This window comes from Roseomonas sp. USHLN139 (genome assembly GCF_037145735.1).
Lineage (GTDB): Bacteria > Pseudomonadota > Alphaproteobacteria > Acetobacterales > Acetobacteraceae > Pseudoroseomonas.
Genome location: NZ_JBBCWY010000005.1, coordinates 332878 through 357196, shown reverse-complemented (window position 1 = coordinate 357196; position 24319 = coordinate 332878). Strand labels below are relative to the sequence as shown.

The 24319-nt window shown below is 72.1% G+C and carries 27 protein-coding genes and 1 pseudogene; 8 read left to right on the top strand and 20 right to left on the bottom strand.

The window, feature by feature from the left end; translation table 11 throughout:
• The first annotated feature begins 82 nt into the window (after window positions 1–82).
• Window positions 83–406: a hypothetical protein gene (locus tag WFI16_RS16495; RefSeq protein WP_419898926.1), complete on the top strand. Its 324-nt coding sequence runs from the start codon at window positions 83–85 to the stop codon at window positions 404–406.
• Here the strand turns inward: WFI16_RS16495 and WFI16_RS16490 are convergent.
• Genes WFI16_RS16490 through WFI16_RS16480 form a run of 3 tightly spaced genes read right to left on the bottom strand, consistent with a single transcriptional unit; the run spans window position 403 to window position 2415 of the window.
• Window positions 403–1293: an alpha/beta fold hydrolase gene (locus tag WFI16_RS16490; protein WP_419898925.1), complete on the bottom strand. Its 891-nt coding sequence runs from the start codon at window positions 1291–1293 to the stop codon at window positions 403–405. The two genes, WFI16_RS16495 and WFI16_RS16490, sit on opposite strands and share 4 nt — an antisense overlap.
• Window positions 1294–1318: 25 nt before the next feature.
• Entirely contained in the window at window positions 1319–1654 is a 336-nt protein-coding gene (locus WFI16_RS16485; protein WP_419898924.1) for a DMT family transporter, read from the bottom strand.
• Between the two features lie 50 nt (window positions 1655–1704).
• Complete coding sequence (locus WFI16_RS16480) at window positions 1705–2415, bottom strand: GntR family transcriptional regulator (RefSeq protein WP_419898923.1); 711 nt, start codon at window positions 2413–2415, stop codon at window positions 1705–1707.
• 130 nt (window positions 2416–2545) lie between these two features.
• Between WFI16_RS16480 and WFI16_RS16475 the strand changes: the two genes are divergently transcribed.
• Window positions 2546–3022: a type II 3-dehydroquinate dehydratase gene (locus WFI16_RS16475; RefSeq protein ID WP_419898922.1), complete on the top strand. Its 477-nt coding sequence runs from the start codon at window positions 2546–2548 to the stop codon at window positions 3020–3022.
• Window positions 3023–3055: 33 nt separating this feature from the next.
• Entirely contained in the window at window positions 3056–4054 is a 999-nt protein-coding gene (locus WFI16_RS16470) for a Bug family tripartite tricarboxylate transporter substrate binding protein (RefSeq protein WP_419898921.1), read from the top strand.
• A gap of 4 nt (window positions 4055–4058) precedes the next feature.
• On the opposite strand, the gene WFI16_RS16465 is transcribed toward WFI16_RS16470, so the two are convergent.
• The 3 genes from WFI16_RS16465 to WFI16_RS16455 are packed head-to-tail and all read right to left on the bottom strand — an operon-like array spanning window position 4059 to window position 7207.
• Window positions 4059–5282 carry an adenylosuccinate synthetase gene (locus tag WFI16_RS16465; protein WP_419898920.1) on the bottom strand — a complete coding sequence of 408 codons (1224 nt, stop codon included), beginning with the start codon at window positions 5280–5282 and terminating at the stop codon, window positions 4059–4061.
• Window positions 5279–6208 carry a hypothetical protein gene (locus WFI16_RS16460; protein WP_419898919.1) on the bottom strand — a complete coding sequence of 310 codons (930 nt, stop codon included), beginning with the start codon at window positions 6206–6208 and terminating at the stop codon, window positions 5279–5281. Before WFI16_RS16460 ends, WFI16_RS16465 begins: the two co-directional genes overlap by 4 nt.
• A 15-nt stretch (window positions 6209–6223) precedes the next feature.
• On the bottom strand, window positions 6224–7207 hold the full coding sequence (locus WFI16_RS16455; RefSeq protein WP_419898918.1) for a hypothetical protein: 984 nt from the start codon (window positions 7205–7207) through the stop codon (window positions 6224–6226).
• A 100-nt stretch (window positions 7208–7307) separates the two neighbouring features.
• Between WFI16_RS16455 and WFI16_RS16450 the strand changes: the two genes are divergently transcribed.
• Both WFI16_RS16450 and WFI16_RS16445 read left to right on the top strand, forming a co-directional pair.
• The gene (locus WFI16_RS16450) at window positions 7308–7961 is read left to right on the top strand and encodes an NUDIX hydrolase (RefSeq protein ID WP_419898917.1); all 654 of its coding nucleotides are present in this window, start codon (window positions 7308–7310) and stop codon (window positions 7959–7961) included.
• Window positions 7962–8070: 109 nt separating this feature from the next.
• Window positions 8071–8880: a nitroreductase family protein gene (locus tag WFI16_RS16445; RefSeq protein ID WP_419898916.1), complete on the top strand. Its 810-nt coding sequence runs from the start codon at window positions 8071–8073 to the stop codon at window positions 8878–8880.
• A 6-nt stretch (window positions 8881–8886) separates the two neighbouring features.
• Here the strand turns inward: WFI16_RS16445 and WFI16_RS16440 are convergent, their stop codons facing one another.
• From WFI16_RS16440 to WFI16_RS16425, 4 genes are all read right to left on the bottom strand, one after another.
• Window positions 8887–9810, bottom strand: coding sequence for an aminotransferase class IV (locus tag WFI16_RS16440; RefSeq protein WP_419898915.1), 924 nt, complete (start codon window positions 9808–9810; stop codon window positions 8887–8889).
• Window positions 9807–10442 carry a TetR/AcrR family transcriptional regulator gene (locus tag WFI16_RS16435; RefSeq protein WP_419898914.1) on the bottom strand — a complete coding sequence of 212 codons (636 nt, stop codon included), beginning with the start codon at window positions 10440–10442 and terminating at the stop codon, window positions 9807–9809. Before WFI16_RS16435 ends, WFI16_RS16440 begins: the two co-directional genes overlap by 4 nt.
• Window positions 10439–10573 (bottom strand): hypothetical protein, encoded by a 135-nt coding sequence (locus WFI16_RS16430; protein ID WP_419898913.1) that lies wholly within the window; start codon window positions 10571–10573, stop codon window positions 10439–10441. The genes WFI16_RS16435 and WFI16_RS16430 overlap by 4 nt, the downstream gene beginning before the upstream one ends.
• Window positions 10574–10720: 147 nt before the next feature.
• Window positions 10721–11740, bottom strand: coding sequence for an amino acid ABC transporter substrate-binding protein (locus tag WFI16_RS16425; RefSeq protein WP_419898912.1), 1020 nt, complete (start codon window positions 11738–11740; stop codon window positions 10721–10723).
• 352 nt (window positions 11741–12092) lie between these two features.
• On the opposite strand from WFI16_RS16425, the pseudogene WFI16_RS16420 reads away from it, so the two are divergent.
• A pseudogene (locus WFI16_RS16420) lies at window positions 12093–12215 on the top strand (IS5/IS1182 family transposase); the annotation flags it as partial.
• 46 nt (window positions 12216–12261) lie between these two features.
• On the opposite strand, the gene WFI16_RS16415 reads toward WFI16_RS16420, so the two are convergent.
• Window positions 12262–13074, bottom strand: a complete 813-nt coding sequence (locus WFI16_RS16415; RefSeq protein ID WP_419898911.1) for an NAD-dependent protein deacetylase — start codon at window positions 13072–13074, stop codon at window positions 12262–12264.
• Window positions 13075–13177: 103 nt separating this feature from the next.
• On the opposite strand from WFI16_RS16415, the gene WFI16_RS16410 reads away from it, so the two are divergent.
• Window positions 13178–14320: a M20 family metallopeptidase gene (locus WFI16_RS16410; RefSeq protein ID WP_419898910.1), complete on the top strand. Its 1143-nt coding sequence runs from the start codon at window positions 13178–13180 to the stop codon at window positions 14318–14320.
• 18 nt (window positions 14321–14338) lie between these two features.
• Here the strand turns inward: WFI16_RS16410 and WFI16_RS16405 are convergent, their stop codons facing one another.
• The 7 genes from WFI16_RS16405 to WFI16_RS16375 are packed head-to-tail and all read right to left on the bottom strand — an operon-like array spanning window position 14339 to window position 20269.
• Complete coding sequence (locus WFI16_RS16405; protein ID WP_419898909.1) at window positions 14339–15256, bottom strand: homocysteine S-methyltransferase family protein; 918 nt, start codon at window positions 15254–15256, stop codon at window positions 14339–14341.
• Between the two features lies 1 nt (window position 15257).
• A complete protein-coding gene (locus tag WFI16_RS16400) occupies window positions 15258–15923 on the bottom strand; it encodes a GntR family transcriptional regulator (RefSeq protein WP_419898908.1) in 666 nt (221 codons plus the stop codon).
• Window positions 15924–15930: 7 nt separating this feature from the next.
• Window positions 15931–16731 (bottom strand): ABC transporter ATP-binding protein, encoded by an 801-nt coding sequence (locus WFI16_RS16395; RefSeq protein ID WP_419898907.1) that lies wholly within the window; start codon window positions 16729–16731, stop codon window positions 15931–15933.
• A complete protein-coding gene (locus WFI16_RS16390; protein WP_419898906.1) occupies window positions 16728–17417 on the bottom strand; it encodes an ABC transporter permease in 690 nt (229 codons plus the stop codon). The genes WFI16_RS16395 and WFI16_RS16390 overlap by 4 nt, the downstream gene beginning before the upstream one ends.
• 13 nt (window positions 17418–17430) lie before the next feature.
• Window positions 17431–18150 carry an ABC transporter permease gene (locus tag WFI16_RS16385; RefSeq protein ID WP_419898905.1) on the bottom strand — a complete coding sequence of 240 codons (720 nt, stop codon included), beginning with the start codon at window positions 18148–18150 and terminating at the stop codon, window positions 17431–17433.
• Window positions 18151–18186: 36 nt separating this feature from the next.
• Window positions 18187–19041: a transporter substrate-binding domain-containing protein gene (locus WFI16_RS16380; protein ID WP_419898904.1), complete on the bottom strand. Its 855-nt coding sequence runs from the start codon at window positions 19039–19041 to the stop codon at window positions 18187–18189.
• A gap of 34 nt (window positions 19042–19075) precedes the next feature.
• Complete coding sequence (locus WFI16_RS16375; protein WP_419898903.1) at window positions 19076–20269, bottom strand: M20 metallopeptidase family protein; 1194 nt, start codon at window positions 20267–20269, stop codon at window positions 19076–19078.
• 127 nt (window positions 20270–20396) lie between these two features.
• Here WFI16_RS16375 and WFI16_RS16370 point away from each other — a divergent pair, with 127 nt between their 5' ends.
• Entirely contained in the window at window positions 20397–21542 is a 1146-nt protein-coding gene (locus WFI16_RS16370) for a trans-sulfuration enzyme family protein (RefSeq protein ID WP_419898902.1), read from the top strand.
• A 42-nt stretch (window positions 21543–21584) separates the two neighbouring features.
• Here the strand turns inward: WFI16_RS16370 and WFI16_RS16365 are convergent, their stop codons facing one another.
• Both WFI16_RS16365 and WFI16_RS16360 read right to left on the bottom strand, forming a co-directional pair.
• On the bottom strand, window positions 21585–23252 hold the full coding sequence (locus WFI16_RS16365; protein WP_419898901.1) for a M28 family metallopeptidase: 1668 nt from the start codon (window positions 23250–23252) through the stop codon (window positions 21585–21587).
• Window positions 23249–24274: a ketopantoate reductase family protein gene (locus WFI16_RS16360; protein ID WP_419898900.1), complete on the bottom strand. Its 1026-nt coding sequence runs from the start codon at window positions 24272–24274 to the stop codon at window positions 23249–23251. Before WFI16_RS16360 ends, WFI16_RS16365 begins: the two co-directional genes overlap by 4 nt.
• Between the last annotated feature and the right edge of the window lie 45 nt (window positions 24275–24319).

Here is a 24319-nt window from a genome sequence, read left to right as displayed (position 1 = left end):
TCACGATTGCGGCATCGGATGCCTATCTTGCGCCCGAAGCCGCTGGCAAGGTCCGAATCGTCTCCAACCGGACCCGCCTGCCATGCCCTTCGACGGCGCCCAAGCCACCCTGCCCGCCCTGCAAGCCCAGGCCCCGCTGGTCCTGGTCGATTTCGTCGCCGAGATTTTTCGACGTGTCCCCGAGCTGCGGCTGGCAGTCGAGGGGCCAGGCCACGCCGGCCAGTGGTGGATCGAGCTGGCGGCCGAGGGCATGACGCCCGCCGTCGAATGGCAGGAGGGCGTCGGCTTCGGCCTCTATGGCCCGGGCCCCACCCTGCCGGAGCGGCCGCGCGCCACGCTGGCCTGCCCGGTCGCCGCCGCCACCCGGCTGCAGCGCATGATGCGGTCCTGGCAGAAGCCGCGCTAGAGGCGGCCGTTCCGCACATCGAGGATGGCGGCGGCGAAGTCGGCCGGCTTCTCCTGCGGCAGGTTGTGGCCGGCGCCGGCGATGACGCGATGCGCATGCGGCCCGGTGAAATGCCGGGCATGCTGCGCGGTGCCGCCCGGCATCATCACCCCGTCCTTGGCGCCGTCCAGGGTGATCGCCGGCACGCCGATCGCCGGCTGCGCGGCGAGCTGCCGCTCGATCCCCTCCAGCGCCGGATCGCCGGCCACCAGCCCGAAGCGGTGGCGGTAGGAATGCAGCACCACCGCGACGAAATCGGGATTGTCGAAGCTGGTTGCCGTGGCTTCGAAATCAGCCTCGGTGAAGCGCCAGGGCGGCGACCAGAGCCGCCACAGCAGCCGGCAGAAATCGCGCCGGTTCTGCGCCAGCCCGCGGGCGCCGCGCTCGCCATGCAGGTAGTACTGGTACCAGTGGCGCAGCTCGGCCTCGGGCGCGGCCGGCGACAGGCTGGATGATATATCCTGGATGTTATAGCCGTTCTGCGAGACCAGCCCGGCGACCAGCGACGGCCAGAGCGCCGCGGTGATGCAGGCGGCGCGCCCGCCCCAGTCATGGCCGGCCAGGATCGCCGGCCCGAGTTGCAGCGCCGCCAGCAGCGCCCGCAGGTCGTCCGCCAGCGCCGCCTGCTGGCCAGAGCGCGGTGTCGCCGCATCGAGGAACCGCGTCGGGCCATAGCCGCGCAGATAGGGCACGATCACCCGGGCGCCGGCCCGGGCCAGGATCGGCGCCACCGCGTCATAGGCGTGGATGTCGTAGGGAAAGCCGTGCAACAGCAGCACCGGCCAGCCCTCCGCCGGGCCGTGCTCGGCATAGGCGACGCGCAGCCCGCCGGCCTCGATCGTCTGCATCGGCCTCCCCCTCTCCCCGGCGCGCTCAGTGCCCGGCGGTGCGCGAGAACAGGTTGATCACCAGCACCCCGGCCATGATCATCCCCATGCCGATCATCGCCGGCAGGTCCAGGCTCTGCCGGTACCAGAACCAGGCCACCAGCGAGACCAGCACGATCCCGACCCCAGACCAGATGGCATAGGCGATGCCGACCGGGATGCTGCGCAGCGTCAGCGACAGGCAGAGGAAGGCGATGGCATAGCCGACCACCGTGATCAGGCTGGGCACCAGCCGGGTGAAGCCCTCGGCGGCCTTCAGCGCGGAGGTCGCCGCCACCTCGGCCACGATGGCGATGGCAAGCCAGAGGTAGGAGATGTTCATGTCCGTTCCTCTGCCGCAGCGCGGGCCTGGCGGCAAGCGGGGATGCGACGTCACCCGGCGCGGCGGCGGCGCGGCGGCGCCTCGGCCGCCGCCGGGCGGGTGAAGGGGTCCAGCAGGCCGGCCGCCAGCACCTGGTCGACGCAGCCATCGACATGCGCGCGCAGCACCGCCTGCGACGCCGCCACGTCGCGTGCCAGGGCGTGGTCAAGCAGCCGCTGGTGCTCCTCCGCCGCCACCGCGCCGCGGAAGACCACCGCCACCATCTGGTAGCGGAGATAGCGGTCATAGACCGCCACATGCGCCTGCAGCAGCGCCCGCGAGCCGCAGGCGGAGATCAGCGCATGGTGGAATTCCCAGTCGTAGCGCTTCCACTGCGCGGGTTCCGCCGCCTCGCCGGCCAGCAGCGCGCGTTCCAGCGCCGCCAGCTTGTGATGCGCGGCGACCACCCGCCCCTCCCATTCCAGCCCGCCGGCGGCGAAGCTGTCGCGCAGCGCATGCTCCTCCAGCAGCAGGCGGAGGGCGGCGACCTCGCGGAAATCCTCGGCCGAGACGGGCGCGACCTCGAAGCCGCGCTGGCCCTCCGCCACCACCAGGGCTTCCGAGCTCAGCCGGCTGAGCAGTTCCCGCAGGGTGCTGACGCTGGTGCCGTAGCGCTCGCGCATGGCGTCCAGCCCGAGCCGCTGCCCGGGTGCCAGCCGGCCGAACAGGATATCGGCGCGGATGCGGCGATAGGCGCCTTCCCCCACAGTCTGTTCATCCATGCCCGCGCCCTCCCTGGCCTTGCCGCCAGCATGCACCGGGCCGGCCATCGCGCAAGAGGACGGCACCATCCTCCGTCTTTTGGCGAATCATCCGATGATATTCAATTCAGCGGTTGATTCTGGTCCTGTCATGAGCCAGCCTGCGGCCAGCAGCGCTCAGGAGCCGCCTTTGCCCGTCATCCATGTCCTGAACGGTCCCAACCTGAACCGGCTGGGCCAGCGCGAGCCTGAGATCTACGGCCGCACCACGCTGGCCGAGATCGAGGCGCTGTGCCGCGCCGCCGCCGGCGGGGCGGAGCTGGTGTTCCGCCAGACCAACTGGGAAGGCCAGCTGATCGACTGGATCCATGAGGCGATCGACGCGCCGGCCGACGGGCTGATCATCAACCCGGCCGGCCTGTCCTTCCGCTCGATCCCGCTGATCGACGCGCTGCGCATGGTGCCGCAGCCGGTGATCGAGCTGCACATCTCCAACATCCACCGCCGCGACGCGCTGCACCAGCATTCGCTGGTCTCCGGCGTGGTGACCGCGGTGATCGCCGGGCTCGGCGCGCGCGGCTATGCCACCGCGGTCCGCGCCCTGCTGGATCTGCTCGACGACGCCTGAGGCTCTTTCGCAGTCCACCCGAGGAACGTCCCAATGAAGAATATCGTGGAAAAGACCGGCATCGGCCGGCGTTCGCTGCTGGGCGCGTCGCTGGCGGGGCTCGCCGTCCCCGCCTTCGCGCAAGGCACGCCGCCCTATCCCAGCCGCGCCGTCACCGTCATCGTGCCCTTCGCCCCCGGCGGCTCCACCGATTTCGTGGCGCGGCTGCTGGCCCAGGCGCTGTCGAGCACGCTCGGCGGCAGCTTCGTGGTCGAGAACCGCGCCGGCGGCAGCGGCACCGTCGGCCATGCGGCGCTGGCGCGCGCCCGGCCCGATGGCTACACGCTGGACGTGGCGCCGACCGGCACCTTCGCCCTCGCCCCCTTCCTGTTCAGCCCGCTGCCCTATGACCCGGCGACCGCCTTCGCGCCGATCGCGCTGCTGGCCAGCAACGCCATGTTCGTCTGCGTCCCCGCCGCCAGCCCGATCCGCGATTTCTCTGCGTTGGTCGCGGCCGCCAAGGCGGAACCGTCCAGGCTTTCCTATGCCTCGCCCGGCGCCGGCACGGTGGGACAATTGGCACCGGAGCTGATGCTGGACATGGCGGGGATCGAGATGCTGCACGTGCCCTATCGCTCCGGCGGGCTGGCGCTGCAGGCGATCCTGGCGAAGGAGACGACGATGGGCTTCGTCGATTCCGTCACCGCCCTGCCCTACCTCGCCTCCGGCGAGCTGCGCGGCCTGGCGGTGACCAGCCGCACCCGCGACCCCAAGGCGCCGACCGTGCCGACGCTGGCCGAGAGCGGCCTGGCCGGCTACCACGCCACCAACGACTTCGGCTTCTTCGCCCCCGCCGGCACGCCGCCGGCCCTGGTGCAGAAGCTGGCCGAGGCGGCGGCCGCGGCGCTGCGGGATCCCGGCGTGCGGTCCAAGCTGGATGCCGCCTCGATCGATGTCATCGGCGGCAGCGCCGAGGCCTTTCCGGCCTATCTCGCCGCCGAGGGCGAGCGCTGGGGGGCGCTGATCCGCAAGCGCAACATCCGCGCCGAGTGAGGCCTCACGCCGCCAGCGCCGCGGCGGCGTGGAACTGCACCCGGGAACGGCGCTCGCCGGAGGCGACGGCGCGCAGCTTCAGGCCGCAATGCGCGGCCACCGCCGGCGGCAGCGCCTCTCGCACCAGCCTGCTTTCGCTGCCGCCCACAAAGACGCCGATGGTCGCATCCATCTGGTCGAGGCAGGTCACCGCCAGGCCGGGCTCGACCGTCAGCCAGTCCGGCGCGTCGCCGAGATCGGCGCGGATGGCGTCGCGCAGGATGTCGAGGTCGAGCGGGGCGAAGCGCAGGCTGCCCTGGAAAGGATGCGGCCGGTTGGTGCGGTCGACCACGCCCGGCGCCGGCGGCCCGTCCAGCGCATGCGCCAGCGGCCCGGCGCCGTGCCGCGTGACATAGGCCCGCGTCGCATAGGTCACGCGCAACCGGGTGATGCCGGCCGCGCGCAGCACCGGCAGGAGGCCCGCCAGCCCGGTGCGCGAGCGGGTGACATGCGGAAAGGCGCCGCGCTCCGCATCCAGCAGCAGGCCCTGCGCGCCTTCGAAGATCCTTGTTCCGGAGGGCAAGGCGGCAGCGGGGCAGAGTGTCAACGCGCCGAGCATCGCCAAGGCGTCGTCGCAGAAGGCCTCGATCAGCGCATCATCCTGCAGCAGCGCCATGAGCGTCGCATCGGGCGCTAGGCCCAGCGCCGCCAGCCGCCGCGGCATCCAGTCGCGGCGGATGGTCTCCAGCCGGGCGCGCAGCCCATCCCGCCCCTCGGCCAGATCGCCGATGGACAGACGAAACTCCGGAAACAGCCCGCGCTCGATGGTCTCGCCGAAGCCGACGCCGACCGAGCCGTGGCGGGCCGCGCCGCGCGCCTGTTCCAGCGCCTGGTTAACCAGCATGTCACAGGGCGTGGTCACCGCGGCCCTGGGATCGGCCAGCAGCCGCGGCGCGGCGCCCAGTCGGCGCAGCGCCGCCAGCTCCGGCACGAACAGCGCCGGGTTGGCCACGAAATCCGGCCCCAGCCAGCTGGCGGCGCCGGCCAGCGTGCCGGCGCCGAAATGGCTGAAGACATGGCGGAGGCCCTCCGGCGTCACCACCGTATGCCCGGCCTGCGCGCCGCCATTGCAGCGGAGCACGACGACCGTCTCGCCGGCGGCGATGGCGCGGGCGGCCAGCGCGTCGGTCAGCAGCCCCTTGCCCTCGTCGCCATAGCCGGCGCCGATGACGGCCTCGGCCGTGCTCATCCCCGCCTCCCGAAGCCGAACCGAAACAGGCCGCGGCGCGGCGCCTCGGGCACCAGCGCGCCGAGCGCCCGGCTGACCACGGCGGCGGTCTTGCCTTCCCAGCTGCCGGTGACGGCGGCGGCATCGACGCCCTCGGTCACCTGGATGGCGGAGACCACCACCTCGGCCAGCCTGGTGTGGTCGGCCAGCCGCAGCGCCTTCTGCCCCAGCAGCCGCTGCCAGGCCGGCACCACCCGGTCGAGATTGCCGCGGGCATAGCTGCCCTCCTCGACGATCAGGTGGAACACATGGAATTTCTTTTCCACCTCGGCGAGCAGGGCTTCGGGGGATAGCGGACGCTCCTCGCCATCGCCGGTGATCCGCGCGATCTGCTCGGGCAGCAGGGCCGGCGGCGGCATCTCGTCGCCCACCGTGAACAGATAGCCCTTGCGGCCGCGCTTCTCGAAGCAGTCCATCGCGGTGTGGCGCGCGGCGAAGTACCAGGGCAGCTGGTAGCTCTCGGAGTCATTGCCGCCGCCGCCATGCTCCAGCCACAGCGCCTGCAGCTGCTGGGCGATGCGGATATCGGCCTCGAACTGCGTCACCTGCAGCGGCGCCTGGTCGCAGAAGGCATCGCCGATGCCCATCACCATCACCTGCGGATCGGGCACCGGCTGGCGCGCCAGCACCTCCTCCACCAGCGTGCCCAGCCCGTGCCGGGCCAAGGCATCGGCGATCATCCCCATCGAGCCGGTGACGTCGAGCCCGATGATGATGCCGGTGGAATTCGGGTTGTGCGCGGAATCGCGCGCCTCGCGCAGCGCCACCCCCTTGGGGTCCAGCGCCGGGTCGATGCGGCGGGCGCCGAACAGCTCGGCGCGGCTCTTGCCGGCGCTGCGGCTGGCGTAGCTGGCCCAGTCGGTCGGGCTCCAGCGGGCGTGTCCCATCTTCTTGTCCTTTCTTCAGCGATAGATGGCGCGGGCATCGAGGTCGAGCACGGCGAAGCGGCGCGGGCCAAAGCTGGCCTCCAGCACCTGCTGCCAGCGCCCGTACTCGGTCACGGCATCCGAGAAGCTTTCCTGTGCCAGCCAGGCGGCCAGCGGCGGCGGCAGGGCCGCGAGCGGCCCGGCAATCTCGCGGCCCGTCCGGCGGATCAGCGCCTGGTCCAGCGCCGGATCGGCCAGGCCCTCATCCAGCAGCGCGGCCGGCGCGACATCGACGCTGCGCAGCGGCAGGGCCGGCATCGGCGCGCCCTCGGGCGTCGCATACCACCAGCCGCCGGGCAGGCCGACGCGGTGGCTGGCAGGCTCGATGCACAGGCTGTCCAGGCCGAGATCGCCATGCACCAAGCGGTTCACCGCCAGGAAGCAGGCGAGATGCAGCAGCCCGCTGCAGACCCAGGCGACATGCCGCGGCCCCAGCGCGCCACCCGCCGCCTGCACCGCGTCGCGCAGCAGGATTTCTGTCGGCTCGCGGCGCACCAGCAGGGCGGTGCCCTCCATCCCCTCCCCGACCGAGAGGATCTGCGGCAGCAGCGGCGCCATCTGGGCGCGCATGGCGGCATCGGCGAAGCGCAGGCCGCCGATCCGCGCCACCGCGTTGCGCGCCAGATCGGCCTGGCCGGGCTCGACCACCCAGGCCCAGGCCTCGTCGCCGACCAGCAGCGTGCCGGTCTCGGTCGCGTGGCGCCGGCGCGGCTGGAAGCGGACGTTGCCCGGCAGCAGCTCCGGCGCCGCATCGGCCAGCGCCCGCAGCGCCGTGTCGCGCAGCCGGGTCAGGTGGCTGAACACCGCATCCGCCATCGGCGCCCGGCAATGATCCGGGTGCCACTGGATGGCGAGCCGGTGGTAGCCGGCCCGCACCGCGGCGGCATCGCCGGGGAACAGGCGGTCCGCCGCCTCCAACGGCATGGCCAGGATCGCGGAAGCGGTGGGCGAGGCAGGCATGGCTTGATCCTCCTGGCCCTGGTTATGGTAGTTAATTGTAAAGTGCACAAAACACCAAAGCGTGTGGCCCGCCTCCCGCCGATGGCTTATGAACAGCAGCATGGCCGAGCACCCCACCCCGATCGCCACCGTGGACATCGTGCTGCTGACCCTGGCCGAGGGCCGCCTGCAGGTCGCCCTGGCCCCGCGCGCCGCCGAGCCCGCGCGGGGCCAGCCCGCCCTGCCCGGCGGCTATGTCCGCACCGGGCAGGATGACAGCCTGGAGGCCGCCGCCCGCCGCGTGCTGCGCGACAAGCTGGGCCTGGCACCGCGCAGCCTGGAACAGCTGGCGAGCTTCGGCGGCGCCACCCGCGACCCGCGCGGCTGGTCGATCAGCGTCGCCTTCCTGTCCGTGCTAAACCTCGAGGAGCTCGCCGCCAGCCCGGCCCTGCGCCTGGCCCCGGTCGACGCGCTGCCGCCACTGCCCTTCGACCATGCCGAGATCGTCGCGGCCGCCGTCCGCCGGCTGCGCAACAAGGCCAGCTATTCCGCCCTGCCCGCCTTCCTGCTGCCCGCCCATTTCACCCTGGCCGAGCTGCACCGCGTCTATGAGCAGGTGCTGGGCACCCGCCTCGACCCCGCCTCCTTCCGGCGCAAGATCGAGGAACAGCAAATCATCATCCCCGTCGGCGAACGCCGCGCCGGGGCGCATCGCCCGGCGCGACTCTTCGCCCTGGCGCCGGACGCGGCGTGGGAATTCGACCGGACGATCTAGTGGAAGCGCCGGGGGAATGAATTCCCCCGGAACCCCCTTCTTTTCTTTCTGTCCATTGGCCTTGGAAAGACCTGCGCCTAGCCTGCGCCGAAACGGAGAGCCTTGTCCGATGTCCCTGCAACAACGCTACGCGGCTGGCGACGCGCCCGCCGCCATCCTGCACCACCCCGTCATCGACGCCCTGCTGCAGCACCGCAGCATCCGCCGCTTCGACAGCGCGCGCCCGCTGCCTGAGGGCCTGGTGGAGACGCTGGTGGCGGCCGCGCAATCCGCCGCCACCTCCTCCAACCTGCAGAGCTGGAGCGTCATCGCCGTCACCGATCCGGACCGCCGCGCCCGGCTGGCCGCGCTCGCCGGCGGCCAGGGCTTCGTCGCCGAGGCGCCGCTCTTCCTGGTCTGGGTCGCCGACCTGTCGCGCAACCGGGCGCTGGGCGCCGCGCAGGGCCGCGCGCTGGCGGGCCTCGACTATCTCGAATCCTTCATGGTCGCCGCCATCGACGCGGCGCTGGCCGCGCAGAACGCCGCCATCGCCGCCGAGGCGCTGGGCCTCGGCACCTGCTACATCGGCGCGCTGCGCAACCACCCGGAGCCGGTGGCGCAGGCGGTGAACCTGCCGCCCGGCGCCATGGGCCTGTTCGGCATGGCCATCGGCTGGCCGGTGCCCGGGCCGCACAGCGCGGTCAAGCCGCGCCTGCCGCAATCCGTGGTGCTGCACCACGAGACCTACCGCGCCGGGCCGGTCGATGCGGCGGCCGTCGCCCGCTATGACGCCGCCATGGAGGAGTTCTCCCGGCGCGTCGGCCAGGGCAGCCAGCCCTGGCTGCCCCGCATGCTGGCCCGCCTGGCCGATGCGGCGGCGCTGTCGGGGCGCGACCGCATGCGCGCCGCCCTGACCGCGCTGGGCTTCGGGCTGAAATAGGCCCGCCTATTCCGCCGCCATGTCCTCCAGGGGCCGCACCGGCGTCCGGTGCCGGCCCTCGGCATGGCGGCGCCAATAGGTTTCCTTCAACTGCCGCGACAGGGGACCCGGGCGGTCGTTGCCCAGGATGCGCTTGCCCAGCCGCGACACCGGCATGACGCCGCCCGCCGTGGTGGCGGCGAAGATCTCGTCGGCATCCTCGAAAACGTCGCGGGTGATCGGCGCGACCTCGGCGGGAATGCCGAGCTCTTCGCAAAGCTCCAGCACCGAGCGCCGGGTGATGCCCTGCAGGCTGCCGCGATCGGGCGTCAGCACGCGGCCATCCTTCACCATGAAGATGTTGAAGCCCGGCCCCTCGGTGACATAGCCGGCCGCATCGCAGAGCACGGCGGTGTCATAGCCTTCGTCATGCGCCTCCATCAGGCCGGAGGTCAGGTCGTTCCACTGGTAGTTCTTCACCGTCGGATCGACCGAGGCATCCGGCACCCGCGGCGTCGAGGCGATCCAGAGATGCGCGCCGCGCTCCTGCACCTCCTTCGGGATCACGTCGATCCAGGGGATGGCATAGGCGATCAGGTGGTTCTCGCAATCCGCCGGGCGGCGGGAGCCCGCCACCTTCGGCTTGCCGCGGCTGGCCACCATGGCGACATAGGCGTCGCTCAGCCCCGACAGCGCGACGCAGCGGTGCAGCACCGCCTCGATCGCCGCGCGATCCTCCGGCGGGGCCAGGCGCCGCCGCTGCATCGCCCGCGCGAACCGGTCCAGATGGTCGTCCAGCCGGAAGAAGCCGCCCTGGAAGACATGGACGACGTCATAGACGGCATCCGACCGGGTGAAGCCCCAGTCGGTGACCGGGATGCTGGCCTCGGCGAAGGGCACGAAGCGGCCCTTCACATAGGCCGCGCCGTCGGCAAAGGGGTTCGCGCTCATGCTGCCGCTCCGGGGGTTTCGCGTTGCTCGATGATCTCGCCGAGATACAGGCGCAGATAGGCCAGCCTGGCCCGCAGCGATTCCTCCGCCCGCGCGGCGGAGACATCGCCCTCCTCGGCGAAGCCCAGCGCCCAGACGGCATCGCCGATGGTGACCGCGGTGGTGAAGGCGCGCTCCAGCGTCTCGCTCTCGGCGACACTGAAAAAAAAGCGCAGGCGGCGATACTGGATGGCGCCGATGCGGCGGTTGGCGGCAAGGTCGGCCGCGCGGATCTGCCAGCCGCTTTCCGGCCCCAGCAGCAGCCGCATCGCCACCGGATGCGCGCGGTAGAAGGCCAGCGACCGCTCGGCATGCAGCCGCGACAGGTCCCGCCAGCCGGCGATCCCCGCCCTGTCGACCGGGCTTTCCGCCAGCGCCTCGAAGGCCTGCATGTAGCGCTGGGCCAGCGCCAGCAGCAGCGCCTGGCTGCCCTGGAAATAGTGATAGACCGAGGCGACCGGCAGCCCGGCCTCGACAGCGACTTCCTGCAGGCTGAGCTCGGTGCTGGCACGCCGCTGGAGGACGGCATCGGCCGCATCGAGGATCACCCCGAGCCGCGCCCGCCCGCGCGCCTGGCGCTGCGTCGCGCTCATGCGCCGCCCTCGGACCCCGCGAGAAACTCGGCCAGGCAGCGGCCGAGATTGCCGATGGCATGGCCGCCTTCCTGCCGCACCAGCCGCGTCGGCGCATGCCGGGCATGGCGCGGGCTGAACAGGATCTTCATATCGAATCCCGATTTTCTTCCGGTTCCGGACCGTGTCACGCGGCGCTTCGCCCGGTCAAGCGGATTCCAGACCGAATCGATTCGGCTCCGCGCGGGGCACAAAAAAGGGGCCCTGGTTGCCCAGGGCCCCTCGCCGGGTGACGATGATCAGCGCATCGGCGGCGCGTATTGCAGCCCGCCCTTGGTCCAGAGGTTGTTGATGCCGCGCTGCACGCCGAGCGGGGTGATGCTGCGCTCCCACATCTCGCCGAAATTGCCGACCGCCTTGATGACATTCACCGCCCAGTCCGGCGACAGGCCGAGCATCTTGCCCAGGTCGCCGCTGCGGCCCATGAAGCGCTGCACGTCGGGGTTCTGGTTGTCGGCGAAGCTCATCACATTGGCCTGGGTGATGCCCATCTCCTCGGCGGTCAGCCCGGCGAAATGCGCCCAGCGGACGATGTCGAAAAAGCGCCAGTCGCCCTTGCGCACCGCCGCGCCCAGCGGCTCCTTCGAGATGATCTCCGGCAGCAGCAGATACTGGTCGGCATTGGCGCCCTGCGAGAAGCGGAAGGCGGCCAGCGACGAGGCGTCGGTGGTGAAGGCGTCGCAGCGGCCGGCGATGAAGGCGGCGCGCAGCTCCTCGAGGCTTTCGATCACCAGCGGATTCAGCCGCAGCTTGTTGGTGCGGAAATAGTCGGTGAGGTTGAGCTCGGTGGTGCTGCCCGGCTGCACGCAGACCGAGGCGCCGTCGAGCTGCTTCGCCGAGGTGACGCCGAGCGACTTCTTCACCATGAAGCCGGTGCCGTCATAGAAGTTGATCGAGGCGAATTCGAGCCCCAGCGCCGCCTCGCGCCCCAGCGTCCAGGTGGTGTTGCGCACCAGCATGTCGACCTCGCCCGATTGCAGCGCCGGGAAGCGGTTCTGCGAGGTGGTCAGCACGAAGCGCACCTTGTTGCCGTCGCCCAGGATGGCGGCGGCGACCTGGCGGCAGCCATCGGCATCCAGCCCGCGCATCACGCCCTGGCTGTCGGGCAGGCTGAAGCCGGCGGTGACGCCGGTGACGCCGCAGACCAGTTCGCCGCGGGCCCGGATGGCGGCGACCGTGTCGGCGGCCGGCTGCGCCTGGGCGGCGGCGACGCCGAGGGTGGCAAAGGCGCCGAGCAGCGCGGCAAGGGGTCGGATCACGGCGGTCTCCTGATCAGGTGGCCAGGCGAGGAGCTTCCGCTGCCGGAAGCCGCCGCCGCAAGCCGCGCCAAGGCGCGAAATGCCGCCACCAGACCGGGCCCTGGGCGCGCTTTAGGCAGATTCCCTCCTGCTGCCCAGGGAATCACCCACGGCCGGCGGCGATCATGCCGCGGCGCGCTGCGCCTCCTGCCACAGCGCCGGAAATTCCTGCAGGATGCGGGCGAGATCCCCACCGCCATTGTAACCGTGGAAGCTGAAGCGGATGCGCCCGCGCCCGCCCCAGGCCATGACGCCCCAGCGGCATCGCAGAAGACCGCAGCCTTTCGACCGCGATCTCGACGCCGCGCGCCACCTCGTCGAGAACTTCTTCTGCAAGCTCACGCAGTTCCGCGCCATCGCCACGCGCTACGACAAGCGGGCGGCCAACTTCCTCGCCGGCATCCACGCTGCCGCTATCGACCTGTGGTTCGTTTGAGGACAGGCCCGTGTACGTTTGCGGGGGGCAATTCCTTCCCCCGACCTTATTCGACCAAAAACTTCAAAGCCGCTTCGCTCTCTGCCTCGACCTTCAACGAGAACAGCGCATCCCCCCGCGTCTTCCCGAGGTTCAGCGCCGCGATGGGTTTCCCCGCCGCGGCGGCGGCTTCGACGAAGCGGAAGCCGGAGCGCACCATCAGCGACGAGCCCACCACCAGCAGGGCGTCGGCGGCCTCCAGATGGGCGAAGGCGGTCTCGACGCGATGGCGCGGGACGCTCTCGCCGTAGAAGACCACGTCCGGCTTCTGGATGCCGCCGCAGACCGGGCAGGGCGGGACGGCGAAGCGGGAGAAGTCGACATCCTCCAGCTCGGCGTCGCCATCGGGGGCGCGGGCGGCGGCCAGCCCGGTCCAGCCCGGGTTGCGGGCGGCGAGCTCGGCCTGGAAGGCGGCGCGCGGCATCCGGCGCTCGCACTGCATGCAGCGCACCAGGTCCAGCCGGCCGTGCAGGTCGATCACCTGGGTGCTGCCGGCGGCCTGGTGCAGGCGGTCGACATTCTGGGTGACCAGGACTTCCGCGCCGCCGCGCGCCTCGAGGCGGGCCAGCGCGCGATGGGCGCCGTTTGGGCGGATCGGACCCATCTGGCTCCAGCCGACCAGGCTGCGCGCCCAGTAGCGCTGGCGGGTCGCCTCGGCCTTCATGAAGGCCTGGTAGGTGACCGGCTGCGGCCGCTTCCAGGCGCCCTCGCCGTCGCGATAATCAGGCAGGCCGGAGCGGGTGCTGACCCCGGCCCCGGTCAGCAGGAAGATCCGCCGGTGGCGATGGATGAAGTCCTGCAGCGCGGCCATGTCGGTCATGCGATGGAGATAGGCGCGGGGGCCGGCAAGTCCAGATGGGTGACTTGCCCCGCAGGGCAGCCGGGCGCATTGGTCGGGGGTCGCAGACCGGAGCCTTGCCCAAATGACCCTCGCCAACGAGCCGCCCTTCGAGACCCAGGCCCTGCTGGAGGAAATCCGCAGCTGGGTGGAGATCGAGAGCCCGAGCCGCGACGCTGAAGCCGTCAACCGCGCCATGGACCTGGCGCAATCGACCGCCGCCGCCGCCGGCGCGAAGGTCGAGCGCATCCCGGGCAGCGAGGGGCGCGGCGACCACCTGCTGATCACCTCGCCCTGGGGCGACGAGACGACCCCCGGCATCCTGCTGCTCAGCCACCTGGACACGGTGCACGCCATCGGCACGCTGGCCGGCCCGGCGCCCTTCCGCGTCGAGGGCGATGTCGCCTGGGGCCCGGGCATCTACGACATGAAGGGCGGCGCGCTGATCGCCCTCGCTGCCCTGCGCCACCTGATCGCCACGGGCCAGACCACGCCGCTGCCGATCCGCCACCTGATCGTCTCGGACGAGGAGATCGGCAGCGGCACCGGCCGCGCGCATATCGAGCGCGAGGCGCGCCGCGCCCGCTTCGTCCTGGTCACCGAGCCGGCGCGCGAGGGCGGCCGCATCGTCACCGGCCGCAAGGGCACGGCGATGTTCCGCCTCGAGGTGAAGGGCCGCGCTGCCCATGCCGGCACCCGCCACCAGGACGGCCGCAGCGCGGTGAAGGAACTCGCCCGCCAGATCCTGGCGATCGAGGCGATGACCGACTACGAGACCGGCCTGACGCTGAATGTCGGCACCATCGGCGGCGGCAGCGGCACCAATGTCGTGCCCCAGGAGGCCTGGGCCAATATCGACATGCGGGTGCCCAACCAGGCGATCGCCGAGCAAGCCATCGCGAAGCTGCAGGCGCTGAAGCCGCACGACCCGGACGTGACCATCAGCATCACCGGCGCGCTGAACCGCCCGGGCTTCGAGAAGACCCCGGCCATCGCGCAGCTGCTGGCGCATGCCCAGGGGCTGGCGGCCGAGATCGGCTTCGACCTGCAGGACCTCTCGACCGGCGGCGGCTCGGACGGCAATTTCACCGCGGCGATGGGCGTGCCGACGCTGGACGGCTTAGGCGTGGACGGCAAGGCCGCCCATACCCATGACGAACAGCTCTACATCTCCTCCATCGTGCCGCGGGCGATGCTGCTGCTGCGCCTGATGCAGACGCTGGACTGAGCGGGAAGGCCGCCGGGCTCAGCCCGGCGGCACCGCCTCGGCCTTCAGCGCCGGGCGGATGGCGCAGAGATGCTCCGGCCCGATGCCGCAGCAGCCGCCCAGGATGCGGGCGCCGCGCTTCGCCCAATCGGCCGCCCAGGCGCCATAGGCGGGCGGGTCGAGATCCTCGCGGATGGTCGCCACCCCGGCATTGGCCTGGGCCAGCTTCTGCCGCGGCGAGCCGAAGGCATTGGCATAGACGCCGACCGGGATGTCGGCGCCCGCCAGCGTCTTGACCGCCACATCCACCGCCGCGCCCATCAGCTCCGGCCGGTTGCAGTTGAACAGAATGGCGCTGGCGCCAGCGGCCTGGACGGCGGCGACGGCGTCACGCACCAGCTCGCCCGAGCGCAGCACGGGGCGGCCCTGCTCGTCGGTCTCCTCGCCCAGGGTGAAGGAGACCCAGAGCGGCAGGCCGGTGCCTTCGACCGCGCGGGCGGCGGCCAGGGCCTCGGCGATGGCGCTCTGCGTCTCGGCCAGCCAGTGGTCGACATGCGGACGCAGCGCGTCGACCAGCACCTTCAGGATCTCGGGCGCGCGGGCGGGCTCGAACAGGTCGGGGCGGTAGGAGCCGAAGGGCGGCGGCAAGGAGCCGGCGACGCGCACCTTGTGCGGCGCCTCGTCGGCGGCCTGGCGCGCCAGCTCCCCCGACAAAGCCGCGAGCCGCGCGCCATCCGACGAAAAACGTTCCTCGCCGATATGGAAGGGCACCACGGCATAGCTGTTGGTGGTGATCACCTCGGCGCCGGCTTCGATGAATTGCCGATGCGCCTGCAACACCGTCTCCGGCGCCTCCATCAGCGCGAGGGCCGACCATTCGGGCTGGCGGAAGGGCGCGCCCATGCGCGACAGCTGGCGGCCCATGCCGCCATCCAGCAGCAGGATTTCCGGGGTCATCTCAGGCTTCCTTCGAAAGGCCGGCCAGCGCCGCGAACCCGTCCAGGTCCTGCCGCAGGCTGGTGGCGATATGGGCGCGGGTGGCGGCGACGGCCGCCTCGGGCGTGCCGCCGGCGAGTGCCGCATGCAGGGCGCGGTGGTCGTCGACCAGCCGCGTGCGCTGCGGCCAGTGCAGCTCCGACCAGCGGTAGAGCCATTCCACCTTGTCCGACAGCGCGCGATGGCTGCGGATCAGATGGCCATGCCCGCTCGCCTCGACCACGGCGCGGTGATAGCCGAGATCGGCGGCCAGCCGGGCCTCGGCATCGCCGGTCTCGGCCTCGGCCAGGCGGGCGAAGGCAGGGTGCAGCAGGCTGCGATCGGGCCGCGCGGCGAAGAGCCGGGCCGCCAGCTCCTCCAGCGCGCCGCGCAGGGTATAGACCTCGGCGATCACCGCGGCGTCGAGCGGCACCACATGCCAGCGCGAATAGGGCAGCCGGCCGACCAGCTCCGCCGCCTCCAGCGCGAAGAGCGCCGAGCGCACCGTGCCACGCCCGACCCCCATGCGCTGCGACAGCGCCGTCTCGGTCAGCGTCGCCGAGGGTGCGAGGCGGCCGTGCAGGATCTCCTGCCGCAGCCAGTCGGTGGCCTCGTCCTGCAGGCTGCGGCGGGCGATCGGCCCCGGCATGCCGGGCTCAGCGGTTGCGGTTGAAATGGCTGGAGACGAAGGCCCGCGCCCGGTCGGAGCGCGGGTCGAGGAAGACCTGCTCAGGCGGGCCCTCCTCCTCGATGCGGCCCTGGTGCAGGAAGACCGCCTTGTTGCAGACCTCGCGCGCGAAGCCCATCTCGTGGGTGACGATGATCATGGTGCGGCCTTCCTCGGCCAGGGCCCGGATCACCTTCAGCACCTCGCCGACCAGCTCGGGGTCGAGCGCGCTGGTCGGCTCGTCGAACAGCAGCGCGCGCGGCTGCAGGGCCAGGGCGCGGGCGATGGCGACGCGCTGCTGCTGGCCGCCGGAGAGATGCGCCGGCCAGGCGTCGCGCTTCTCGGCCAGGCCGACCTTCTCCAGCAGCGCCTCGGCCTCGGCGATGCACTCGGCCTTCGGGCGGCCCTGCACATGCACCGGCGCCTCGATCAGGTTCTGCAGCACGGTGCGGTGCGGCCAGAGGTTGAAGCTCTGGAAGACGAAGCCGAGGCGGCTCCGCATCCGCTGCACCGCCGCCTGCTGCGCGCGGTCCAGCTTCTGCTGGCCGTCGCGCAAGGTGATGCGCTCGCCTGCGGCGAAGATCTCGCCGGCCTGCGGCACTTCCAGCATCGGGATGCAGCGCAGCAGCGTGCTCTTGCCGGAGCCGCTGGCGCCGATCAGGGCGATGACGTCGCCGTCATGCGCGGCGAGATCGATGCCGCGCAGCACCTCCTGCTCGCCGAAGCGCTTGCGGATGCCGCGCAGCGCGATGGCGGGCTCGCCCATCCCGCTCATGGCCGCGCCGCTCATGCCCGGTTCCCCGCCAGCCAGGGCGACAGCCGCGTCTCCAGCAGGCGCAGGCCGCGGGTGATCAGCAGCGTCGAGACGAGATAGAGCACGGCGGCGCACAGAAAGATCTCGATGGCGCGGTAGGTGGCGGAGACCTCGGCGCGGGCGATGCCGGTGACCTCCATCAGGGTGACCGTGCTGGCCAGCGCGGTGGACTTGAACATCGAGATGACCTCGTTGCTATAGGCTGGCAGGGCCTGGCGGATGGCGATCGGCAGAGTGATGCGGCGCAGCCGGGTCAGCCGCGACATGCCGCAGGCCTCGGCCGCCTCCACCGCGCCGCGCGGCACGGCGCGGAAGCCGCCGCGCAGGATCTCGGCGGTGTAGGCGGCATCGTTCAGGATCAGCGCCAGCAGCGCGCACCAATAGGGCTCGCGCAGGAAGGGCCAGAGGAAGCTTTCGCGCACCGCCGGAAAATTGCCGAGCCCGTAGTAGATCAAAAAAATCTGGATCAGCAGCGGCGAACCGCGGAACAGGAAGACATAGAGATCGGCGAAACGGGCGCCGAGCCAGCCGCTGGCGCGCGCCATGTTCAGCAGCAGCGCCAGCACGCCGCCGCCGGCCAGCGACAGCACCGCCAGATTGACCGTCAGCGGAAAGCCGGCGAGCAGCTTGAAGAAGGTCTCGCTCAGGAAGGCGAAGTCCATCGGGTCTCGCCTTTCAGAGCCGGGCCGGGGCCTGGCCGCGCTGCGACCAGAGCTCGGCGCCCTTGAAGACCAGGCCGGAGATCGAGGTGATGACTAGGTAGATCACCGCGCCGGCCGCGAAGAAGAAGAAGGGCATCTCGGTGGAGCCGGCGGCGACGGTGACCTGGCGCATGGTCTCGACCAGGCCGGTGACCGAGACCAGGGCGGATTCCTTGATCACCGACTGCCACTGGTTGCCCAGGCCCGGGATGGCGGTGGACAGCGCCTGCGGGGCGATGATGCGGCGGAACATCAGGAAGCGGCGCATGCCGACGACCCGCGCCGCCTCCAGCGAGCCCACCGGGATCGCATGGTAGGCACCCCGGAAGACCTCGGCCTGGCCGGCGCCGGAGATCAGCCCGATGGCGATGGCGCCGGCGGCGAAGCCGCTGATGTCGAAAGGCCCCTGCAGCCCCAGCATCCCGCCGGCCCAGGCGACGACCTGCCGCCCGCCGAAATAGAACAGATAGATGACCAGCAGGTCGGGGATGCCGCGCAGGATGACGGTATAGGCCTCGGCCACCGCACGAAGCGGGCGGTTGCCGCCGATCTTGGCCCAGGCGCAGAGCGTGCCCAGCACCACGCCCAGCAGGAAGGCGGTGACGGAGACCGCCACCGTCACCCCGGCCGCGCGCAGCAGCACCGGCCCCCAGCCTTCCGGCCCGAAGCCGAGCAGCTCCCAGTCGTAGTCCATCAGGTGGCGTAATCCATCAGCCGGCGCGGTCCGCGATCAGGTGGCGGGGGTGATGTCGGTCTCGAACCACTGCATCGACAGCTTCTTCAGCGTGCCGTCGGCGATGGCCGCCTGCATGGCGCCATCCAGCAGGGTCTTCAGCTCCGGATCGGTCTTGCGCAGCCCGATGGCGGCGCCACGGCCCAGCACGCCGCCGCCGAAGGTATAGCCGCTCTGCAGCGCCTCGCCGCGGGCGCGCTTGACGAAGGCGGCCATGTTGGAGGTCGAGGCCATCACCGCATCGACCCGGCCGGCGCGCAGGTCGAGATAGGTGTCGCCGCCCGCCTGGTAGGTGCGGATGGTCACCGCGTCCTTCAGGTAGGTGGTCAGGAAGTCGGCCTGGATGGTCGAGACCTGCACCGCCACGGTCTTGCCGCGCAGCGCCTCGGCCAGCGCCGCGATGGCGGCCTTGGTCGCCGCCTCGTCGGTCAGCGAGACGCGGGTGCCGGTGCCGGGCAGGCCGTTCGGCGCGGTGTTCTTCATGGTGACGAAGCCGGAGGTGCCGGCGGTATAGGGGATGGTGAAGGCGATCGCCTCCTCCCGCTTCGGCGTGATCGAGATGCCGTCGATGATGGCGTCATACTTGCCGTCGACCAGCCCCGGGATCATGCCGGCCCAGTCCTGCGCCACCAGATCCATGCGGATCTTCAGCCGGGCCGAGAGGTCCTTCAGCAGGTCGGGCTCGAAGCCGACGATGCGGCCATCCGGCGCGGTCTGGTTGTAGGGGGGGAAGGCGCCCTCGGTGGCGAAGCGGATCACCGACCACTCCTTGGCGCGGACCAGGCGCGGCATGGCGAGCAGGCCGCCGGCGGCGAGGCCGGCGCGCAGGAAGGTCTGGCGGGTGATGGTCATGCGGCGGTTTCCCTGGAACGTGGGTGGCGGGAGGTCAGGAAAGCAGGTCGACGGCCAGCCGCGCCAGCGCCGTGGCGCCGAGCCCGATGCTGCCCTCGTCCGGCTGGTAGTCGGAATTGTGCACGCGGTCGTCGCGCCCGGGCTGGCCGGCGCCGACATAGAGCTGCAGCCCCGGCATGCGCTCGGTGAAATAGGAAAAATCCTCGGCGCCGAAGCTGCGGCCGGGCTCCAGCTGCGGCGCGGTGCCGAACTGCGCGGTGAGCGAGTCCATGGCGCGGGCGACCAGCGCCGGGTCGTTCATCAGCGGCGGCACGCCGCGCAGATAGTCGATGTCGACGGCGACATTCTGCGCCATGGCCACGCCCTGGCAGACGCGGCGCAGCCCGGCCTCGGCGCGGTCGCGCGCCATCGGCGAGCGGGAGCGCACGGTGCCGCGGAACAGGCAGCTGTCGGGGATGATGTTGTGGGTGCTGCCGCCCACGATATGGCCGACGGTCAGCACCGCGGATTCGGCCGGGTTCATCTCGCGCGAGATCACCGTCTGCAGCCCGGCGATCATCAGCGCCGCGGCGACGATCGGGTCGGCGGCGGCATGCGGCCGCGCGGCATGGCCGGAGGTGCCGCGCACGGTGACCTCGAAATCGTCGCAGGCGGCGGTGCTGGCGCCCTGGGTCAGGCCGAAGCGGCCCACCGGCATCTCGGGGCGGTTGTGCAGGGTCAAAGCGAGATCGGCGCCGTCCGCGGCCCCGTCGGCGATCATCGCCTCGGCGCCACTGACAGAGGTTTCCTCGGCCGGCTGGAACACCAGGCGGATGCGGCCGCGCAGCCGCGGCGCCTCGGCCAGCAGGGCGGCGGCGACGCCGATCAGGGTGGCGGTGTGCAGGTCATGGCCGCAGGCATGCATGCGGCCGGGGATGGTGCTGGCATAGGGCAGCCCGGTCAGCTCCTGCATCGGCAGGGCGTCCATGTCGGCGCGGATCAGCAGGCAAGGGCCGGGGGCGCCGCCCTCAATCTCGGCCACCACGCCGTTGCGGCCGATGCCGGTGCGCGGCGCCAAGCCCAGCCGGCGCAGCTCGTCCGCGACGATGGCGGCGGTGCGCACCGTCTCGAAGCCGAGCTCCGGATGGGCATGGATGTCGCGCCGGATCTCTTTCAGCTTCGGCTCGATGGCGGCCACCCGGGCGCTGAGCGCCGGGCCGGGATCATTCGGGAGATCGGGCGTGGACATGGGGGCGCGGCCTTGCCGGACGGAACGACGGCAGTTCTGTGACATGGGCGAGACCGGTGCACAAGTCGTCTCCGAGGATCGACAATCGACAATGCCTCTCCTATCGGGAAGCCAGGAGATCCCCGCCATGGCCTGTCCCCCCCTGCCCGCCACCCTCCTGGCCAGCCTCGGCCATTACGCCGATCCGGCCAGCGGCAGCCTGGTGCCGCCGATCCAGCCGGGCGTGACGGCGCTCGGCCATGGCCCGGAGGAGCTGCCCGACATGGCCGGCTTCTACGCCCGCTCCGGCAATGCCGCCGCTGACCTGGCCGAGGCGCTGCTGGCCAGGCTGGAAGGTGCGGCGGCGACGGCCTGCTTCAGCGCCGGCGCCGCGGCCGCCCAGGCGGTGCTGGCCGGGCTGCGGCCAGGGGACCACCTGCTGCTGGAGGCCGCCGGCTATTACGAGTTCCGCGAGGTCATTGGCCGCTTCTGCGCCCGCTGGGGGATCGCGGTCACCCTGGTCGAGATGACCGACCTGGCCGCCGTCGCCGCCGCGTTGCGCCCCGGGCAAACCCGGCTGGCCTGGGCGGAGCTGCCGACCAACCCGCTGTGGCGGGTGCCCGACATCGCCTGCCTGGCGAAGCTGGTGCATGGCGCGGGCGGAAAACTGCTGGTGGATGCGACGGTGGCGACGCCGGTGCTGGCGCGGCCGATCGCGCTCGGCGCCGACTGGGTGCTGCATTCGGCGACCAAGTACCTGAACGGCCATGGCGACCTGGTGGCCGGCGCGCTGTCCTGCGCCCGCGCCGATGACGACTGGGCCGAGCTGCTGCGCCACCGCACCGCCGCCGGCACGCTGCTGCCGCCCTTCGAGGCCTGGCTGCTGCTGCGCGGCCTGCGCACCCTGGCGCTGCGGGTCGAGGCCGCCAGCCGCACCGCCCTGCGCCTCGCCACCTGGCTGGCGGCGCAGCCCGCCGTCAGGGCGGTGCATTATCCCGGGCTGCCCGCGCATCCGCAGCACGCGCTCGCCGCCGCGCAGCTCGAGGGCGGCTTCGGCGCGATGCTTTCCTTTCAGATAGCCAGCGGGCGGGCCGCGGCGCTGCGGGTCGCGGGATCGACGAAAATCTTCCGCCGGGCGACCTCGCTGGGCTCGACCGAGAGCCTGATCGAGCACCGGCGCAGCACGGAGGGCGACAGCTCGCTCTGCCCCGACGACCTGCTGCGCCTGTCCATCGGCATCGAGCATGCCGACGACCTGCAGGCCGACCTGGCCGCGGCGCTGCGCGCGGCCTGAGCGCCGGCCGGGCGAGGGAGGGATCCCCGCCCGGCCAGGGTCTCACCAGGCGCGGCGCAGCAGCCGGAGCTGCTCGGCCAGCCGGTTGCGGCAGCGCCGCGCGGCGACCGCCGCCTGCTGCCAGGCCTCGCTGCCGGCGTCCGCCGCCGCCAGCCGGTGCAGGGGCCGCAGCGCCGGATAGGCCGGCAGCGGCAGGGCGGCGTCATGCGCGAAGCGGTCGCCGCCGGTCTGCTCCAGCGGCACCAGGCTGCGCGACAGCCGCATCAGCGCGGCGTCGCGGCTCGCCGCCGGCAGGGTGGCGATCGCCTCGGCGCGATCGCGCAGCGCCCGGGCCTCGGCGGCCAGGGCCGAGAGGTCCAGCGCCGCGCCGAGCCGCCCCGCCAGCGCCTCGACCTCGGCGACCAGCGCCGCCGCATTGCCGCGGTAGTCCAGCGGCAGCACGGGATCGCTCAGCAGCCGCCACAGGGCATGGACATAGACGCGGGTGTCGCGGACCAGATGCGCCTCGTCGATCTTGTCCAGCCGGTCGTCCGGCGTGTGCCACCACCAGCCGAGCGCGTTGCGCATCGCGACCCCGCCGGGCGCCTGCTCGCTCAGCGTGGTGAACAGGCTGGGCAGGCCGATGCCGTGGAAGGACTGGTCGGCATTGCGCGCCGGCCGCTTGCCGCCGAAGGACTGCCCCGCCTCGGCCTGCAGCGCCGCCTCGGCCAGGCCGGCCAGCTCCGGGCTGGCGGGGGCGTTGGACAGGAGGGTCGCGCCGACGCCGCCGGTGGAATCGATGTTCACATGCACGGCGCAGCGGCGGTCGAGTTCGGCCCAGTGCTCGTCGGCATACCAGGCGGAGCCGGAATAGCGCCCCTGCGAATGGCCCGACCAGAAGCACAGGCGCAGGCCGCGCTTCCAGTCGGCACGATGCTGCGCCAGCAGCCGCGCCGCCTCCAGCATCGAGGCATTGGCCGCGCCATTGTCCATCACCCCCTCGTACCAGGTGTCGTGATGGCCGGAGAACAGGATGAAGGGGGCCTCGGCCCCGGCCGGCGCCTCGAGCTCGGCGACCAGGATCGGCGTCGGCCGCCAGCCGGCATCGATCTCCGCCTCGATCACCACCTCCGGCGCCTCGCCGGCGGCGAGACGCGCGATCAGCGCCTCGCCTTCCGCCCGGTCGATGCTGGCGGCCACGCTGCGCGGCAGCTCGGCCAGGGTCTCCGGCGACGGGCTGCCCCAGAGCGGCGAGATGCACATCTCGTGGATATGCTCATGCGGGCTGACATGCAGCTGCGCCACGGCGCCGGCGCGGGCGGCGCGCGCCGCGACCGCCGGGCTGGCGATGCCCTCGACCAGCAGGATGCAGCCGGCGAGGTCGCGGCCGGCGAAATCGGCCTCGGCCCCGGCGCCCAGATGCACCAGCCGGCCCCGCGTGCCACCGGGCGGCGAGGCCAGCGCCATCGAATGGGTGATGGCCCGCAGCGCACGGCCATCGACGGTGACGCGGCAGGCGCCGGGCAGGCTGACATAGGCGTCGTGGAAGACGATCTCCGTCGCATAGCCATAGGCGGTCAGCCGCGCCTGCAGCCCCTGCAGGCTCTCCAGCTCGGCCGGGGTGCCGGCCAGCTTCACGAAGCGCGCCAGGTGGCGCAGCGTGTCCATCAGCGCCGCACCGCTGACCTCCGCCGCGAGCGCCTGCGCGCCGGGCGTCGGGGCGGCGCTCATGCCAGCGCCCCCAGTTCCTCGGCGAGGCCGTCGCCGATCTGCCGCTCGCCGCGCTCCACTGCGGCGATCAGCGCCACCAGCTTGTCGACCAGCGGCGTCGGCAGGCCATGCCGGCGCGCCGCCGCCTGCATCGGCGCCAGCTGCGCCCCGGCATCGGTCGGCCGCTTGCGCACCGCCAGGTCGCGCCAGATGCCGCTGTGCGACTTGGCCGAGCCGCGGTTGTAGCGCTCCATGGCGGCCATCGAGGCCTGGATCGCCGGCTCGTCGCCCGCCAGGAAGGCCGCCGGGTCGAAGCCGTTGAAGCCGAGCGGCGTGACGCCCTCGGCGCGGGCGATGGTCAGCACCTCGCGCACCAGGGCGCGCAGCATTGTTCCCCGCGCGGGATCGGCGATGTAATCGGCGATGGAGTCATTCGTCAGGGCGGAAGACTTCAGGATGGCGCCATAGCCCCCCTTCCCCCACAGATAGCCGAAGATGTTGTCGCTGAGCACGGCCTCCGCGTCGAACTGCCGCAGCAGCGCGTGCAGCGCGGTGATGCGCGGCGTGGTCGCGCCATCCAGCTCGCCCACCACCACGGCGCCGCGGCCGCCATAGGTGATGCGGCCCGGCGCGAGATAGTCGGCGCCGAAATTGACGAAGGCGCCGATCGTCCGCGCGCGGCCGACGATCTCGGCGATGGTCAGCTCGTTCAGCCCGTTCTGGCAGGAGACGACGGCGCCATCCTCGGCCAGGTGCGGCAGCAGCGCGCGCGTCGCCGCCTCGGTGTGGTGCGCCTTGACCGCCAGCAGGATCAGCCGGTGGCGCCCGGTCAGCTGCGCCGGCGTCACCGCGCGGGCCGGCACGGTGAAGGCCGCGACCGGGCCCTCGATGGTCAGGCCCTCGGCGTTGATGGCGGCGACATGCTCCTCCACCACATCGACGAAGACGACGTCATGGCCGGCGCGGGCCAGATGCGCGCCGATGGTGCCGCCGATCGCCCCTGCCCCCCAGATGATGATGGAGTCCGTAATCGGTTCCGCCATGGCGCATCTCCCTGCCTTGTCGGCCTGCTCTGCACCCGCCGATAA